The sequence below is a fragment of the Rhodanobacter sp. T12-5 genome (assembly GCF_008329435.1).
Taxonomy (GTDB): domain Bacteria; phylum Pseudomonadota; class Gammaproteobacteria; order Xanthomonadales; family Rhodanobacteraceae; genus Rhodanobacter.
Genome location: NZ_NPKN01000007.1, coordinates 157,896 through 173,854 on the forward strand (window position 1 = coordinate 157,896; position 15,959 = coordinate 173,854).

Annotated in this window: 17 protein-coding genes; 14 read left to right on the forward strand and 3 right to left on the reverse strand. The window is 64.0% G+C overall.

Going from position 1 to position 15,959, the window contains the following annotated elements; all coding sequences use genetic code 11:
* Positions 1 to 9 precede the first annotated feature (9 nt).
* The 3 genes from CIW53_RS14255 to CIW53_RS14265 are packed head-to-tail and all read left to right on the forward strand — an operon-like array spanning position 10 to position 1,158.
* Positions 10 to 441: a ribonuclease gene (locus CIW53_RS14255; protein ID WP_149365385.1), complete on the forward strand. Its 432-nt coding sequence runs from the start codon at positions 10 to 12 to the stop codon at positions 439 to 441.
* Positions 438 to 899, forward strand: coding sequence for a barstar family protein (locus CIW53_RS14260; protein ID WP_149365386.1), 462 nt, complete (start codon positions 438 to 440; stop codon positions 897 to 899). Before CIW53_RS14255 ends, CIW53_RS14260 begins: the two co-directional genes overlap by 4 nt.
* 22 nt (positions 900 to 921) lie before the next feature.
* Positions 922 to 1,158: an RNA-binding S4 domain-containing protein gene (locus CIW53_RS14265; protein ID WP_149365387.1), complete on the forward strand. Its 237-nt coding sequence runs from the start codon at positions 922 to 924 to the stop codon at positions 1,156 to 1,158.
* Between the two features lie 73 nt (positions 1,159 to 1,231).
* Here the strand turns inward: CIW53_RS14265 and CIW53_RS14270 are convergent, their stop codons facing one another.
* Complete coding sequence (locus CIW53_RS14270; RefSeq protein ID WP_149365388.1) at positions 1,232 to 2,056, reverse strand: arylamine N-acetyltransferase; 825 nt, start codon at positions 2,054 to 2,056, stop codon at positions 1,232 to 1,234.
* A gap of 105 nt (positions 2,057 to 2,161) precedes the next feature.
* Between CIW53_RS14270 and msrA the strand changes: the two genes are divergently transcribed.
* From msrA to CIW53_RS14295, 5 genes are all read left to right on the forward strand, one after another.
* The gene (gene msrA, locus CIW53_RS14275) at positions 2,162 to 2,869 is read left to right on the forward strand and encodes a peptide-methionine (S)-S-oxide reductase MsrA (protein WP_149365389.1); all 708 of its coding nucleotides are present in this window, start codon (positions 2,162 to 2,164) and stop codon (positions 2,867 to 2,869) included.
* A 114-nt stretch (positions 2,870 to 2,983) separates the two neighbouring features.
* Positions 2,984 to 4,831, forward strand: a complete 1,848-nt coding sequence (locus tag CIW53_RS14280; protein WP_242451920.1) for an ABC transporter ATP-binding protein — start codon at positions 2,984 to 2,986, stop codon at positions 4,829 to 4,831.
* A gap of 108 nt (positions 4,832 to 4,939) precedes the next feature.
* Positions 4,940 to 6,829 carry a DNA topoisomerase IV subunit B gene (gene parE, locus CIW53_RS14285; protein WP_149365390.1) on the forward strand — a complete coding sequence of 630 codons (1,890 nt, stop codon included), beginning with the start codon at positions 4,940 to 4,942 and terminating at the stop codon, positions 6,827 to 6,829.
* Between the two features lie 128 nt (positions 6,830 to 6,957).
* The gene (locus CIW53_RS14290) at positions 6,958 to 7,551 is read left to right on the forward strand and encodes a fasciclin domain-containing protein (RefSeq protein ID WP_149365391.1); all 594 of its coding nucleotides are present in this window, start codon (positions 6,958 to 6,960) and stop codon (positions 7,549 to 7,551) included.
* Positions 7,552 to 7,660: 109 nt separating this feature from the next.
* The gene (locus tag CIW53_RS14295; protein WP_149365392.1) at positions 7,661 to 8,182 is read left to right on the forward strand and encodes a 3-hydroxyanthranilate 3,4-dioxygenase; all 522 of its coding nucleotides are present in this window, start codon (positions 7,661 to 7,663) and stop codon (positions 8,180 to 8,182) included.
* Between the two features lie 33 nt (positions 8,183 to 8,215).
* On the opposite strand, the gene CIW53_RS14300 is transcribed toward CIW53_RS14295, so the two are convergent.
* Positions 8,216 to 8,767 (reverse strand): NUDIX hydrolase, encoded by a 552-nt coding sequence (locus tag CIW53_RS14300; protein WP_149365393.1) that lies wholly within the window; start codon positions 8,765 to 8,767, stop codon positions 8,216 to 8,218.
* Positions 8,768 to 8,932: 165 nt separating this feature from the next.
* On the opposite strand from CIW53_RS14300, the gene CIW53_RS14305 reads away from it, so the two are divergent.
* Together CIW53_RS14305 and CIW53_RS14310 are read left to right on the forward strand one after the other, a co-directional pair.
* Entirely contained in the window at positions 8,933 to 10,462 is a 1,530-nt protein-coding gene (locus tag CIW53_RS14305) for an amino acid permease (protein WP_149365394.1), read from the forward strand.
* Between the two features lie 93 nt (positions 10,463 to 10,555).
* Positions 10,556 to 12,016, forward strand: a complete 1,461-nt coding sequence (locus CIW53_RS14310) for an amino acid permease (protein WP_149365395.1) — start codon at positions 10,556 to 10,558, stop codon at positions 12,014 to 12,016.
* A gap of 434 nt (positions 12,017 to 12,450) precedes the next feature.
* On the opposite strand, the gene CIW53_RS14315 is transcribed toward CIW53_RS14310, so the two are convergent.
* Positions 12,451 to 12,783 (reverse strand): high-potential iron-sulfur protein, encoded by a 333-nt coding sequence (locus CIW53_RS14315; protein ID WP_149365396.1) that lies wholly within the window; start codon positions 12,781 to 12,783, stop codon positions 12,451 to 12,453.
* A 166-nt stretch (positions 12,784 to 12,949) separates the two neighbouring features.
* Between CIW53_RS14315 and CIW53_RS14320 the strand changes: the two genes are divergently transcribed.
* From CIW53_RS14320 to CIW53_RS14335, 4 genes are all read left to right on the forward strand, one after another.
* Positions 12,950 to 13,600, forward strand: coding sequence for a methylthioribulose 1-phosphate dehydratase (locus tag CIW53_RS14320; protein WP_149365397.1), 651 nt, complete (start codon positions 12,950 to 12,952; stop codon positions 13,598 to 13,600).
* The gene (locus CIW53_RS14325) at positions 13,597 to 14,148 is read left to right on the forward strand and encodes an acireductone dioxygenase (RefSeq protein WP_149365398.1); all 552 of its coding nucleotides are present in this window, start codon (positions 13,597 to 13,599) and stop codon (positions 14,146 to 14,148) included. The genes CIW53_RS14320 and CIW53_RS14325 overlap by 4 nt, the downstream gene beginning before the upstream one ends.
* Positions 14,149 to 14,223: 75 nt before the next feature.
* A complete protein-coding gene (gene mtnC, locus CIW53_RS14330; protein ID WP_149365399.1) occupies positions 14,224 to 14,910 on the forward strand; it encodes an acireductone synthase in 687 nt (228 codons plus the stop codon).
* A gap of 21 nt (positions 14,911 to 14,931) precedes the next feature.
* Complete coding sequence (locus tag CIW53_RS14335; RefSeq protein ID WP_149365400.1) at positions 14,932 to 15,939, forward strand: C13 family peptidase; 1,008 nt, start codon at positions 14,932 to 14,934, stop codon at positions 15,937 to 15,939.
* Positions 15,940 to 15,959: the final 20 nt, after the last annotated feature.

Sequence of the window (15,959 nt, forward strand, 5' to 3'; positions counted from 1 at the left end):
CGAACCGGCATGCGCCAGCTCAAGCCACTGATCCTGCTCGTCATCGTCGTTCTGGCGGTGACGTTGTGGAACCGGCACGCCGACACGTCGGCGCCGGGCAACGGCTCACCCGATCGCAGCGGTCACCACGAAACGTCCAACGCACCGCGATCGTCCGGCACCAGTCTGCCGACCTTCCTGCCGGCCGAAGCACGCATCACGCTGGATCGGATCGCCCGCGGCGGCCCGTACGAACATCGCCAGGACGGCGTCGTGTTCGGCAACTATGAGGGCTTGCTGCCGAAGCAGCCGCGCGGCTACTACCACGAGTACACGGTGGAAACGCCGGGCGCGCGCACGCGCGGCACGCGACGCATCATCACAGGGGGCACGCCGCCGGCAGTCTGGTACTACACCGATGACCACTACCACAGCTTCCGCCGCTTCCAGGCGGACCGATGAGCACGCACGGCTTCGACCTGGACCTGACCAAGCCGACGCAGAGCGGCGTGTACTTCGTAGGTGTCAGCGATCTCGATCGGCTGGCGCGCGCCGCCGCCCGCGACGAGCTGTGCGTTTGCCGCACCGATCTGGCCGGCTGCCAGGACAAAAGCGAGCTGCTGCGCCGACTGGCCGCGTCGCTGCGACTGCCGGCCACGTTCGGCCACAACTGGGACGCGCTGGCCGACTGCCTGCGCGACCTCGGCTGGATGCCTGCCTGGGGCTACGTGCTGCTGTTCGACCACGCCGACGAGCTGCGCCAGGCCGCCGCGGCCGACTACGACATCCTGCTCGGCATCCTCGATGATGCCGCCACGTTCGGCGGCGATCACGACATGCCGTGGTTCGCGTTTCTCGCCCTTCCCGACAGCGCCTTCGACGATGACATGCGGCCGCGTGAAAGCGTGTCACCCTTGTAGGCCCCCTTTATCCCGGATACCCATGCAAACCATCGATTTTGAACTGGAAGGCGTCTACGTCGAACTCAACATGCTGCTCAAGCTGACCGGCCTGTGCGACAGCGGCGGTGCCGGCAAGGCGATCGTCGCGACCGGCGCGGTCAAGGTCGACGGTGCCATCGAATTGCGCAAGACCTGCAAGATCCACGCAGGCCAGGTCGTCGTCATCGACGACGTGGAAATCCATGTGCTGGCCGACCCCGAGGAAAGCGAGAAGTGAGGGAAGAGGAGTGAGGAGTGAGAGAAAGCGGCGTCAGGACAATACCCTTCTCTCACTCCTCACTCCTCTCCACTCACTCCTCTCCATCAGGCAACTCACCCAGACGCCGGTCCAGCATGGCAGTACCGGGCAGGCGCAAGCCGAATTCCCGCTCCAGCACGTGGCGTATTTCCGTCGCATCGCGCAGCTGCCGACGCTCGGGCTCGGATTCGGGGCGGCGCACGGTGAACTCGCGGTTGCGCAAACTCAGGCGGCGATCGGACAGCGTGCGTGCCACGCTCAGGTTGTTGACGAAGTTCGATTCCGGATGCGTCGATACATAGTGGTTGGCCACGACGTAATCGATCAACGGCACCGGCCGCAGATCGAAGTGATAGAGCGAAAGCCACTGCCCGTGCACCAGCGACTGCATGCGCCAACGGCCGTCCTCGTGCTGCAGACGAAACGGCTCCAGCGGCGTCGGCTGCTCGATATCGGGCTGCAGGCGCAGCGCGCCGGACGGCGTCTGCACGCCAAAGCCCACGTCCACCAGCCAGCTCTCGCCGGCCAGCTCGACCCGCACCAGCATGTGGGACTGCGGGGTGACGGCGTCGTCCGGCCGCGTCCACACCACACGGGCGATCAACCCCGACACCTCGAAACCGATCGCGCGCAAAGCAGCTACGAGCAACAGGTTCTGCTCGAAGCAATAGCCGCCGCGACCGTCGAACACCAGCTTTCGCTCCAGCGCAGGCAGCGCCAGATCCACCGGCAGGCCGAGCAGCGGATTGAGGTTTTCGAACGGAATCGCCGCCACATGCGCCGCGATGATGGCCTGCAGCGTTGCCAGGTTGGGCGCGGCGGCGGCACGCATGCCGATGCGCTGCAGATACGCGTCCAGGTCGATGGCGTCGTGCATGTTCAGTCCCGAGGAAAACCGGAGTCGATCATGGTAACCGGGCACCGATGTCCAGCGAAGTAGAGGGTAACGGCCACTTTCGCCCGGCTATCCGCGAGGCATCCCATGATCCGTCGTAGCGCCATTCATGCCATTCCGCTCGCGGCCCTGCTGATGCTGGCATTGAGCGCATGCCAGCCGGTGTCCGCTGCCAGCGATGTCGCCCTGCCCGCACCCGTCACGGATACTCCGAAAGCCGACGCACCCGGCGATCAGGTCGCCGTGCTCGCCGGCGGCTGCTTCTGGGGCATCGAGGCGGTGTTCGAGCACGTCAAGGGCGTGCGCAAAGTCGTCGCCGGTTACTCCGGCGGCAGCGCCGATACGGCCCACTATTTCGAGGTCGGCTCGGGCCGTACCGGCCATGCCGAGTCCGTGCAGGTGCACTTCGATCCGGCCCGGGTGAGCTATGGCCAGTTGCTGCAGGTGTTCTTCTCGGTCGCGCTCGATCCCACCGAACTGAACCGGCAGGGTCCGGACAGCGGCACGCAATACCGTTCGGTGATCTTCTACGTCAACGACCGGCAGAAACAGGTCGCCAGCGCGTACATCGCGCAACTGACCGCAGCCAGATCCTTCCCTGCCCCGATCGTGACCCAGGTTGTGCCGCTGAAGGCGTTCTATCCGGCCGAGGCCTACCACCAGCATTATTTCCAGTTGCACCCGAACGATCCGTACATCGTCTACAACGACGCGCCGAAGGTGGCGCACTTGAAGCAGCTGTTTCCGGCGCTGTACCAGCCGGATCGGCAGGTGGTCGAGGTGCAGCTGCATTGACGCAGGCGATGATTTGACCTTCGTGGCGGCATGCGGCCATCTTGCGTGAAGCGGCGCGGCCCCCATCTCGGGATTTCCGCGCCGCTGCGCCGATGACCTGACGACTCCCTTCACGTGCCGCCGCACCATTCCCCTGAACCCGCCGAATCGGCCGGACTCACGCGCAGTTTCCTGGGTGTGTTCCGCTACAGCGGGCGTGCGATAGGACTGGTGTGGAGCACCAGCCACGCGCTGACGATTTCGCTGGCCTCGCTGACCCTGATCGCCGGCCTGTTGCCGGCCGGCGTGGCGTATGTCGGCGCGCACATCGTCGACGCGGTGGTCGGTGCCAGCAAGGCGTGGGCCGCCAGCGGCCGGGCTCCATTGCGCCAAGTATTCGAATGGGTGGCGCTGGAAGGTGTGCTGGTGGCGGCGCTGGCCGGCACCCAGCGGGGGCTGTCGATGTGCCAGTCGCTGCTGCGCGCGCTGCTGGGCCAGCGCGTCAACGTGATGATCCTGGAGAAGGCGCTGACGCTGGAGCTGGCGCACTTCGAGGATTCGGAGTTCTACGACAAGCTCACCCGTGCACGGCGCGAGGCATCGAGCCGGCCGCTGTCGCTGGTGACGCGCACGTTCGGCCTCGGCCAGAATGCGATCTCGCTGGTCAGCTACGGCACCTTGCTGTTCCAGTTTTCGCCGTGGGCGGTGGCGGTGCTGCTGCTGGCGGGTTTGCCGTCGTTCTTCGCCGAGACGAAATTCTCCGGCGATGCGTTCCGGCTGTTTCGCTGGCGCTCGCCGGAAACGCGCATGCAGCTGTATCTGGAAACCGTGCTGGCGCGCGAGGACCACGCCAAGGAAGTGAAGCTGTTCGGCCTCGGCCCGCTGCTGCTGGGCCGCTACCGCGACATCTTCGACAAGCTCTACCGCGATGACCGCGACCTCACCGTCCGCCGCGAAGGCTGGGGTTTCGGGCTGGGCCTGCTCGGCACGCTCGCGCTTTACGGCGCGTATGCGTGGATCGCCGCCAGCACGGTGATCGCGCGCATCACCTTGGGCCAGATGACGATGTACCTGGCGCTGTTCCGCCAGGGCCAGTCGGCGGTGTCGGCGATGCTCTCGGCGATCGGCGGCATGTACGAGGACAACCTGTACCTGTCGACCCTGTACGAATACCTGGAGACCCCGGTGCCGCCCGCGACCGGCGTGGTGCAGCGCGGCGCGCAGCCCGACGACGGCATCCGTTTCGAGCAGGTCAGCTTCACCTATCCCGGCGCCGGCGAACCGGCATTGCAAGGCATCGACCTGCATATCCGCCCCGGCGAATCGCTGGCCCTGGTCGGCCAGAATGGTTCCGGCAAGACCACCCTGATCAAGCTGCTGACCCGGTTGTACACGCCGGACAGCGGTCGCATCCTGCTCGACGGCACCGACCTGCGCGAGTGGGACGAGGGCGTACTGCTGCAGCGCATCGGGGTGATCTTCCAGGACTTCGCGCGCTACCAGATGCGCGTGGGCGAAAACGTCGGCGCCGGCGACGTCAGCCACTTCGAGGACGAAGCGCGCTGGCGCGAAGCCAGCGACAAGGGCATGGCCAGCGACTTCATCGACAGCCTGCCGGCCGGATTCCAGACCCCGCTCGGCAAGTGGTTCAACGACGGCCGCGAACTGTCCGGCGGCCAGTGGCAGAAGATCGCGCTGGCGCGTGCCTTCATGCGCTCGCGCGCCGACATCCTGGTGCTGGACGAACCCACCGCCGCCATGGACGCGCAAGCCGAAGCCACCATTTTCGAACGCTTCCGCGAACTGGCCGGCGGCCGCATCGCCATCCTCATCTCGCACCGCTTCTCCACCGTGCGCATGGCCGACCAGATCATCGTGATCCAGGACGGCCGCATCGTCGAAAACGGCAGCCACGAGCAGTTGATGGCCCAGGCTGGCCACTATGCACACCTGTTCTCGCTGCAGGCGCAAGGTTATCGGTGAAGCGTCGACGCAGTTGAGTGTCAGCCGAACAACACCATCAGCATCCAGCTTGACCATCGCCGCCCGCGCCCCCCATGCTTTGCGTCTTGTCTCGATCGAAACATCCGCATGAGCAGTCGCTACAACGCCGCCGATATTGAAGTCCTGTCCGGCCTGGATCCGGTCAAACGCCGCCCCGGCATGTATACCGACACCAGTCGCCCGAACCACTTGGTGCAGGAGGTGGTGGACAACTCGGTGGACGAGGCGCTGGCCGGCCACGCGAGTTCGATCGAGGTGGTGCTGCACACCGACGGCTCGGTGTCGGTGAGCGACGATGGCCGCGGCATGCCGGTGGACATCCACCCCGAGGAAGGCGTGTCCGGCGTCGAGCTGATCATGACCCGGCTGCACGCGGGCGGTAAGTTCAGCGGCAAGAACTACAGCTTCTCCGGCGGCCTTCATGGCGTGGGCGTGTCGGTGGTCAACGCCTTGTCCGATCGCGTCGAGGTGACGATTCGTCGCGACGGTTCGGAATACGCGATGGCTTTCGAGCACGGCGACAAGGTCAGCCCGCTGGAAGTTGTCGGCACGGTCGGCAAGAAGCGCACCGGCACCACCCTGCACTTCTGGCCCGAGGCGAAATACTTCGACTCACCGAAAATCTCGCTGGGCAAGCTCAAGCACCTGCTGCGTGCCAAGGCGGTGCTGTGCGCCGGGCTCAACATGAAGCTGACCGACGAGGCCAGCGGCGAAATCGTCGAGTGGCATTACGAAGATGGCCTGCGCGACTACCTGCGCGGCGAACTCGAAGGCAATGAAGCCTTGCCGAACGACTTGTTCGTGCACCAGATGGCACGCGACGCCGAAGGCATGGAAGTCGCGCTGGCCTGGTTGCCCGAAGGCGAACTGGTGCAGGAAAGCTACGTCAACCTGATTCCCACCGCGCAGGGCGGCACCCATGTCAACGGCCTGCGCACCGGCCTGACCACGGCGATCCGCGAGTTCTGCGACATCCGCAACCTGCTGCCACGCGGCGTGAAGCTGGCGCCGGAAGATGTCTGGGAGCGCCTGTCGTTCGTGCTGTCCGCACGCCTGCAGGATCCGCAGTTCGCCGGCCAGACCAAGGAGCGACTGTCCTCGCGCCAGGCTGCGGGCATGATCGAGAACGTCATCCACGACGCCTTCAGCCTGTGGCTGAACCAGAACGTGGACACCGGCGAGCGCATCGCCCAGCTGGCGATCGAGCGCGCCAGCGCACGTCTGAAAGCGGCCAAGCAGATCGTGCGCAAGAAGATCACCCAGGGTCCGCAGTTGCCCGGCAAGCTGGCCGACTGCACCGCCACCGACCTCACCCGCACCGAACTGTTCCTGGTCGAAGGCGATTCCGCCGGCGGCAGCGCCAAGCAGGCGCGCGACAAGGAATTCCAGGCGATCCTGCCGCTGCGCGGCAAGATCCTCAACACCTGGGAAGTGGAGTCCACCTCGGTGCTGGCTTCCGAGGAAGTGCACAACCTTGCCGTCGCGATCGGCTGCGACCCGGGCAAGGACGATCTTTCCGGCCTGCGCTACGGCAAGGTGATCATTCTCGCCGATGCCGACTCCGATGGCCTGCACATCGCGACCTTGCTGGCCGCACTGTTCCTGCGCCATTTCCCGAAGCTGGTCAGCGAAGGCCACGTATTTGTTGCAATGCCGCCGCTGTTCCGCGTCGACGTCGGCAAGCAGGTGTTCTACTGCCTCGACGAAGGCGAGAAGGAAGCGATGCTGCAGCGGATCGAGCGCGAGAAGATGAAGGGCGCGATCAGCACCACCCGCTTCAAGGGCTTGGGCGAAATGAACCCGCCACAGCTGCGCGAATCCACCATCCATCCTGATACGCGCCGGCTGGTGCAGCTGACCATCGGCGACGACGACGGCACCAGCAAGTTGATGGACATGCTGCTGGCGAAGAAGCGTGCCGGCGATCGCAAGGCGTGGCTGGAAGAGAAAGGCGACCTCGCCACACTCGAGGTCTGAACGTCGAGCGTCTTTGACCTGACGTCACTGCACTGAATGCCAGGCGGCTCCGATGCATCCGTTCCGATGCAAGCTGCGTATCTCCAGTTGCTTCCAATCCGCGAAGCGGAAAAACCTGGAGAACATTCATGAAGACCCTTTCCCGCATGCGCGCCCTGGCCGTCGGCCTTTCCATGGCATTGACCACCGCTGCCATGGTGCCGATGGCCGTGGCCGGCCAGATGGAGTCGATGAGCATGCAGAAGACCGTGATGGTTGGCGGCGCCGCCATGTATCCCACGAAGAACATCATCGAGAACGCGGTGAACTCGAAGGATCACACCACCCTGGTCGCCGCGGTGAAGGCCGCCGGCCTGGTCGAGACGCTCGAAGGCGCAGGCCCGTTCACCGTGTTCGCGCCCACCAACGAGGCGTTCGCTGCCCTGCCCGCCGGCACCGTGGACAATCTGCTGAAGCCGGAAAACAAGGCCACGCTGACCAAGATCCTCACCTATCACGTGGTACCGGGCAAATACACCGCGCACGACCTGGCCAAGCTGGCCAAGGCCCATGGCGGCAAGACGATGCTGAAGACGGTCGAGGGCGAGTCGATCACCGTCGCCGGCAAGAACGGCAAGTGGACCGTCACCGATGCCAAGGGCAATGTCGCCAACATCACGATCGCCGACGTCACCCAGTCCAACGGCGAGATCTTCGTGATCGACAAGGTGCTGATGCCGTAACAACGAAGTTGCCGTCGTCACAAAACGAAGCCTCCCGGGTCGCCCGGGCGGCTTCATTTGTGACGATGGTGGCGCTATGGTGCGAGCTGGTTTCCCGCGAGCATTGCGCATGGCCCTGTTGCCGCCCCTCGATCTTCAGCGCTGGATCGACGAACACCGCCACCTGCTGAAACCGCCGGTGGGCAACAAGTGCATCGTCGACGGCGACTTCATCATCATGATCGTCGGCGGCCCGAATGCGCGCACCGACTACCACTACGACGAAGGCCCCGAATTCTTCTACCAGATCGAGGGCGAGATGGTGCTGAAGGTGCAGGACGAGGACCAGGCGCGCGACATCCCGATCCGCGCCGGCGAGATGTTCTACCTGCCGCCGCGCGTGCCGCATTCGCCGCAACGCATGCCGGCATCGATCGGACTGGTGATCGAACGCCGCCGCGTCGCCGGCGAGCGGGACGGCCTGCTGTGGTTCTGCGAGCAGTGCAACCACCAGCTGTACGAGGAGTATTTCACCCTCGACAGCATCGAACACGATTTCCCGCCGGTGTTCGACCGTTTCTACGGCTCGCGCGAAGCGCGCACCTGCGACGCTTGCGGCCATCTCAATCCCGCGCCGGACAAATACGCGTAAGGCGGGCACCGCCCGCCGGCTTCCGGCACCGCCCTACGATGCAATCCCAAGCCACTTGCGCGCCATGCGCCGCAGCGAGGCATCGAGGCTGTCATCGGCAGCGACATCCCTCACCGACCGCCACGCCAGCGCGCGGGATTCCTGGTTGATCGTGAAGCGTTCGTCCGCGCCGGCACGCACCACGTAGCGTACGTCGTAATGCCAATGCTCGGGCTCGCGTACACGGGCCGGTATACGATGTCGATCGATATCGAAGATGCCGTCTTCGATATGCAAGCCAGCCACGCCGGTTTCCTCCTGTGCTTCGCGCAATGCGACGCGGGCAAGGTCGGTGTCGCCGTCGGCATGGCCGCCCGGCTGCAACCACTTGTCCAGTTTGCGGTGGTGCATCAGCAACACGCGCAAGCCATCGGCGCTGACCAGCCAGCACGAACCGGTGAAGTGCCCCGCCGCATTGGTGCGCTCGAAAGCATTCGCCTGCGTATGCAGAAATTTCCCGAACAACGCGACCGCCTCCGACTCACCGTGCCATTGGTCACGGTAGCGCCGGAGTGCGTGGATCATGGAGGAGGCTGGCTGCTGCATGGACATCCGTTTGTGTGGTTTGAAACTCGTCACGACATGTTTCGCTGCAACATGAACGAAGCTTGTGCATCATCTATTGCTGGGCTATGTTGGCCCGCCATTGCCCACCCATTGCAGCCATCCGCCGCAGAGCGGACGCGGGCAAAATTACCTGAGGGGAACTTGATGATAAAAGGTCTATTTGCCACTCACGCGATCGAGGCGATGCCTCGCGTGGATGCCGGCGAACCCGTCGAGGGTGGTGCGCAGGGAGAGATCACTCTCAAGCGCGTGCTGACCGCACGTCATCTGGTGATGCTTGGCATCGGCGCCGTGATCGGTGCCGGCATCTTCGCGATCACAGGAACCGCAGCCGCGCAATTCGCCGGCCCTGCATTGATCCTGAGCTTCCTTATCGCCGCTTTCGCCTGCGGCCTGGCCGGCATGTGCTACGCGGAGTTCGCCGCGATGCTGCCGGTGTCCGGCAGCGCCTACTCCTATTCCTATGCCACGCTGGGTGAAGTGGTGGCCTGGTTCGTCGGCTGGGCGCTGGTACTCGAATATTTGTTCGCCGCTTCGACTGTAGCGGTGGCCTGGTCCGGCTACTTCGGCGAAATGCTGCGCATGCTCAGTTCGATGACGGGGCTGAACTTCAACCTGCCAGCGGCGCTTTCCTCGGCTCCGCTCACTTTTGCCGAAGGTGGCCACAAGCTGGTCTTCACCGGTGCCTTGATCAACCTTCCCGCGATCCTGATCGTCGGCGCGATCAGCTGGCTGTGCTATCTCGGCATCACGCAGTCGGCCACGGTCAACGCGATCATCGTGGCGATCAAGGTGACCGTGATCGTGCTGTTCCTGATCGTGATGTTCAACTACGTCCACCCCGAACTCTGGCACCCGTTCATTCCCGCGAACGAAGGCGGCTCGAAGTTCGGCTGGAGCGGCATCTATCGTGGCGCCACGCTGGTGTTCTTTGCCTACATCGGTTTCGACGCGGTCTCCACCGCCGCCGGCGAAGCCAAAAATCCGCAGCGCGACATGCCGATCGGCATTCTCGGCTCGCTGCTGATCTGCACCGTGCTGTACATCGCCATGGCTGCGGTGATGACCGGTACCACGCCGTTCCGCATGCTCAATACGCCCGAGCCGGTCGCTACCGCGATCAACTACGTGCTCGGCACCGTCACCCCGGGCAGCGCCTCCAGCTATCTGCTGGGCGCCTTGAAGATCCTGGTGGTATTCGCCGCACTGGCGGGCTTGAGCTCGGTGGTGCTGGTGATGCTGATGGGCCAGCCGCGCATTTTCTATGCGATGTCGCGCGACGGCTTGTTGCCGCCAGCACTGGGACGCCTGCACCCGAAGCACCGCACGCCGTACGTCGGCACCATCCTGGTTGGGGTGATCGCCTGCATCCTTGCCGGCCTGTTCCCGGTGGACGTGCTCGGCGACCTGGTCTCGATGGGTACCTTGCTGGCCTTCGCCACGGTTTGCATCGGGGTGCTGGTGCTTCGTTATACCCGGCCGGAACTGCCGCGCGCCTTCCGCGTGCCGTTTGTCTGGTTCGTTTCCCTGGTTGGCGCAGCGGCCTGCTTGTTCCTGTTCTGGCAGGCTTTCGTGGTGCGCTGGCCCCTGCTGGTCAGCTGGATCGTGATCGGTTTCCTGATCTACGGCTTCTACGGCTACCGACACAGCAAGTTGCGCCAGAACGCTCACTGACAAGCGGCGACCGGTGCCCATGGCACCGGTCGCCTTGGCTTTGTGACGCGCCCCATTTCAGCTCGACGCTCCGTTTCCCCAAGACGATATCCCATGCTCAAGCAGTTGCTCGCCCGCAAGATCGACTTCAGCAACGACGACAACGTCCACGGCCCGGCACTGCGCCGCACCCTGGGACCATGGGGGATCACCGCACTGGGCATCGGTGCCGTCATCGGCACCGGCATCTTCGTGGTGACCGGCACGGCGGCGGCCGAGCATGCCGGCCCGGCCGTGCTGATCTCGTTCATCATCGCAGCGATCTGTAGCGGCTTCAGCGCGCTCTGCTACGCCGAGTTCGCCACGCTGATTCCCATCTCCGGCAGTTCGTACTCCTACGCCTATGCCTCGCTGGGCGAGCTGGCGGCATGGTTCATCGGCTGGAACATGGTGGCTGAATACGGCATCTCGGCCTCGGCGGTCGCCGCCAGTTGGACCGGTTATTTCACCAGCCTGCTCGATCACATGGGGCTGCACCTGCCCGTCGCGCTCACGGAAGCGCCGCTGGCCTTCACCGATGGCCACCTGGTCGCTACCGGCCACCTGTTCAACCTGCCGGCGGTCGCCATCGTGATGGCACTGACCTGGTTGTGCTACATCGGTATCCGCGAATCCTCGGGCCTGAATGCGCTGATGGTGCTGGTCAAGGTGGGCCTGATCGTGATCGTCGTGATCGCCGGCTACCGCTATGTGAATCCGGAAAACTGGCATCCGTTTATCCCGACGGCACAGGGCGACGGCAAGTACGGTTGGTCGGGCATCATGCGTGGTGCGGCGATGGTGTTTTTTGCCTACATCGGCTTCGAAGCGACATCCACGGCAGCGCAGGAATGCAAGAACCCGCAACGCGACCTGCCGTTCGGCATCATGGTATCGCTGGTGATCTGCACCGTGCTTTACCTGGCCATGGCCGCCGTGCTGACCGGCCTGGTGCCGTATACCGTGCTGGATACCTCCGAACCGGTGGTCACTGCGGTCGCGGCGCATCCGGAACTGGACTGGCTACGCCTGATCGTGGAGATCGGGGCGATGATCGGGCTGTCCTCGGTGATCCTGGTGATGATCATCGCGCAGCCGCGCATCTTCATGATCATGGCGCGTGACGGCATGCTTCCGCGCGTCTTTGCCAAGGTGCACCCACGCCATCGCACTCCACACATCAACACCTTGATCACTGGCGCGATGATCGCCCTGCTGGCCGCGATATTCCCGCTCGACCTGCTGGCCAACCTGACCTCGATGGGCACGCTGATCGCGTTTTCGGCGGTCTGCGCCGGCGTGCTGATCCTGCGTCACACCATGCCCGATCTGCCCAGGACGTTTCGTGTGCCGTGGGTCTGGTTCACCTGTCTCGCTGGCGTAGGCAGTTGTTTCGCGTTGTTGTTCAGTCTCGACTGGTTCAATTGGGCCATCCTGGGGATATGGACCGTGCTCGGGTTTGCCATCTATTTCATGTACGGACGCAGGCACAGTCATCTGCGATACCTCGCGGCTGGCGCCACGCCATCGGAATGACACATAATTTCGTCGAATAGCGGGCATTTTCGCCAAATTTCAACGAAATGACCCATTTGAGCAAGCTCCATCATCTTGGCAACTTGTTTCACAAAATTTCTCTAAATTTTTATCCAATTCATTGTTTTAATTGAATTTAACGAGAATTTTCCAAGAGAAATCCGGTACACGATCGCCCAATCGCCGAACTCGGGAGTATCATCCTCAGTCCGCGGGTTGATCACTTGGCAGTGGGCCCCGGATCGCGGCTCGGCGCGTCAGGTGGGTAAGCTCCTCAGCCTGGTGTGTCCGGGCCGCACTTTTGTCGAAATTCCCCGCTCGCCCGCACATCGTTTTTCATTGCGCGAGCCGCTTGCATTCGACCCACACGCGCCAAAACGAAGGGCCGGCGAAAGCCGGCCCTTCTGACCAACGCTCGATGGATTTTCCCGCGACTACGCCTTCTTCGGCGTGTGCGATACGCACCAGCCTTTCGCATTCACCGACTTGCCCGGGAACAACTGGCACGGTCCGCGACCGGTGGCGCCGCCGGTATAGAACTGGCAATTGGAGCAGTCGTCGCCCGCCTTGTGCTTGGCGTTGGTCGTCTTGCTGGCATCTTCGACATAGCCCAATGCCTTCGCGGTCGGATCCGCCTCGGTCACCGGCGGCAGATCCGCTGCACGCGCAAAGCGCGGCAGGCCACCAACCACCATCGCCGCCACCGTGGTGCCGGCAGCGACCTTGAGGAATCGGCGACGCGATTCGATATCTTGTTCGTTCGACATGGGCAAGTCTCCGTCTTGTATCTATCGAGCGCACCCGCGCCCGATTCCAACGCGATGTTACGCCGGACGCCCCAATTTTTCCTGACTTGCGAGAATGGCTCTCATTTCAACCAGGCCGGCACTTTGCGCATGGTATAGTCGGCACTCATTTGGACGTCCAAACCGCATGGCTCAATCCCTTCCCGCCACGATCCCCGCCGGCCTGTTCGAAGGCTGTGCCGACGCCATCGCCGAGGCTGCACGCGAGCTGTCGGCGATGGGCTGGACGCCGGCGACCAGCAGCAATTTCTCGATGCGCATCGACGCCACACACGCTGCGATCACGGTCTCGGGAAAGCACAAGGGTCGGCTTGGTCGCGACGACATCATGCTGATCGACTTGGACGGCCACGCTGTCGGCACCGATGCCCGTCCCAGCGCCGAGACGGCATTGCACACCCAGGTCTACCGGCGCTGGCCGGAGATGAACGTGGTGCTGCATACCCATTCCCGAGTGCAGAGCGTGGCCTCACGGCTGTTCGCCAATGACGGCGCGATACAGCTGCAAGGCTGGGAGCTGCAAAAGGCCATCAACGGTTACCACAGCCACGAAAGCATGCTGGAAATTCCCGTGTTTCCCAACACACAGCACATGCCCGAACTGGTCGCGCGGGTCGATGCCTGGCTGGATGCGGGCAAGCCGCTGCACGCCTACCTGATCGACGGCCACGGCATCTACACGTGGGGCCGCGACATGGCCGAGACCCAGCGTCATCTGGAGGCGCTGGAGTTCCTGCTCGGCTGCGAGCTGGACCTGAAAAAACTGAGGGCATCATGAGCCGCCTGCGCATCTTCGACGAATCCCTGCCGCCATCGCCGCCGGCCATCTTCCACGAGCACGCGGCCATCGCCGCCGAGCTGGGCCAGGTCGGTGTCCGCTTCGAGAAGTGGGAGGCGAGCCAGCCGATCGTCCCCGGTGCCAGCCAGGACGAGGTGATTGCTGCCTACCGCAGCGACATCGACCGGCTGATGGCGGAGAAAGGCTACCAGGCGGTCGACGTGATCAGCCTCAGTCCCGACCATCCCGATCGCGCCGCGCTGCGCCAGAAATTCCTCAGCGAACATACCCACAGCGAGGACGAAGTGCGCTTCTTCGTCGCCGGCTCCGGCCAGTTCACCTTGCACATCGATGGCAAGGTCTACGACATCCTGTGCGAGAAGGGCGACCTGATCGGCGTGCCGGATGGCACCCGCCACTGGTTCGACATGAGCGAGGCGCCGTACTTCGTGGCGATCCGGCTGTTCACCAACAAGGAAGGCTGGGTGGCGAACTTCACCGGCGACGACATCGCCTCGCACTTCCCGCGCATGGATCCCGCCGCGTAGGAGCCCGCTCGCGGGCGATGCCATCCCAAATCCCAAATCCCAAATCCCAAATCCCGAATCCCGAATCCCGAATCCATGATCGAAATCCGCGCCATCGTCACCGACATCGAGGGCACCACCAGCTCGATCGACTTCGTCCGCGACGTGCTGTTCCCGCATGCGCGCAAGCGGCTGCCGGCCTTCGTCGAAACCCATGGCGACAAGCCCGACGTGCAGCACTGGCTGCATGAGGCCGCCAGGGAAGCCGGCCTGGTCGAGGCCAGTCGACAGGAAATCATCGAACTGCTGCTGCGATGGATCGATGCGGATCGCAAGTCCACCGCGCTCAAGGCGCTGCAGGGCATGATCTGGAAAGACGGCTACGCGGCCGGCGACTACCGCGCCCACCTGTATCCCGAAGTCGCCGCACGATTGCGCGAGTGGCGCGCCGACGGATTGCGCCTGTACGTCTACTCCTCCGGCTCGGTACCGGCGCAAAAGCTGTTTTTCCAGTACAGCGAGGCGAGCGACCTGACGCCGCTGTTCGCCGGCTATTTCGATACCGAAACCGGCCCGAAACGGGAGGTCGAATCCTACCGGCGCATTGCCGCGGCGATCGAGGAGGAGCCGCGACACCTGTTGTTCCTGTCCGATATCGTGGAAGAACTCGACGCCGCGCGGGCGGCCGGCTTCCACACGGGCTGGCTGATTCGCGAACCACAGGCCCTGCCCGACTCTCCACGCCATGCCGTTTATCGCGATTTTGACGCGATCGCGCCCTGAACCGGACCGGCGAATCCAGCCATGCGCCGCACCCTGACCGTCCTGCTCGCGTTCATTGCCGCCGTTCTGGCGATCTTCTGGTGGTCCGGCCATCCAGCCGTGCCGGCTGCAGCAACCGCCGCCGCGACGACCAGCGCCCATCCTGCGCCCCCGGCGTCGAACGGCGTCGATGCCTACGGCGAGGACAGCTGGCCAGCCCAGGGGCCCACTCCCGAGCAGGCCCTCTATGCGCAGCAGCGAATGATGCGCGATGCACTGGCGGGACTCAGTCCGCGCGTACCCGGCAAACCGAACCTGTACCTGCTGACCTTCGCCGGTGACGGTGGCGAGGATGTATTCCGCAACGAAGCCGAGTACGCCGCGCGATTGTTCTCCCGGCGTTTCGGTGCCACCACCCACACCCTGGTACTGGAAAACAATCCGGCCACCCTGGCCACCCACCCGCTTGCCAACTGGAGCAATCTGGAAACCGCGCTCGCCGGCCTGACCAGGGTGATGCAGCCAGACCAGGACATCCTGCTGCTGTACGTCACCAGCCACGGCAGCGAAGATCACACCTTGCTGGTCGACATGGATCCACTTCCGCTGGACCAGATCGGCGCCCCCGATCTGGCCGGCATCCTGGCGACGCATCCGTTCAAATGGAAAGTGGTCGTCGTCAACGCCTGCTACTCCGGCGGATTCGTGCCACCCTTGCGCGGTCCCGGCACCCTGGTACTCACGGCAGCGCGCAGTGACCGCAGCTCCTTCGGCTGCGGCAGCGATTCGGACATCACCTATTTCGGCAAGGCCTGGTTGGTCGACGCATTGAACCGCACGCCGGATTTCATCGAAGCTTTCAAGCAGGCCAGCGGTGAAATCAGCCAGTGGGAGCAAAAGGACAAGCTCACGGCGTCCGAACCGCAGATCGATACCGGTCGCGGCATCGAGGCTCAGCTCACGCTGTGGCGCAAGGGTTTCACGCCCGGACCGAAGGTACCGTTCAATCCCGCGGCACCGGCACCGCTCAGCCCACCACCGACAAACTGATCGCGTGGCCAGCGCCACGC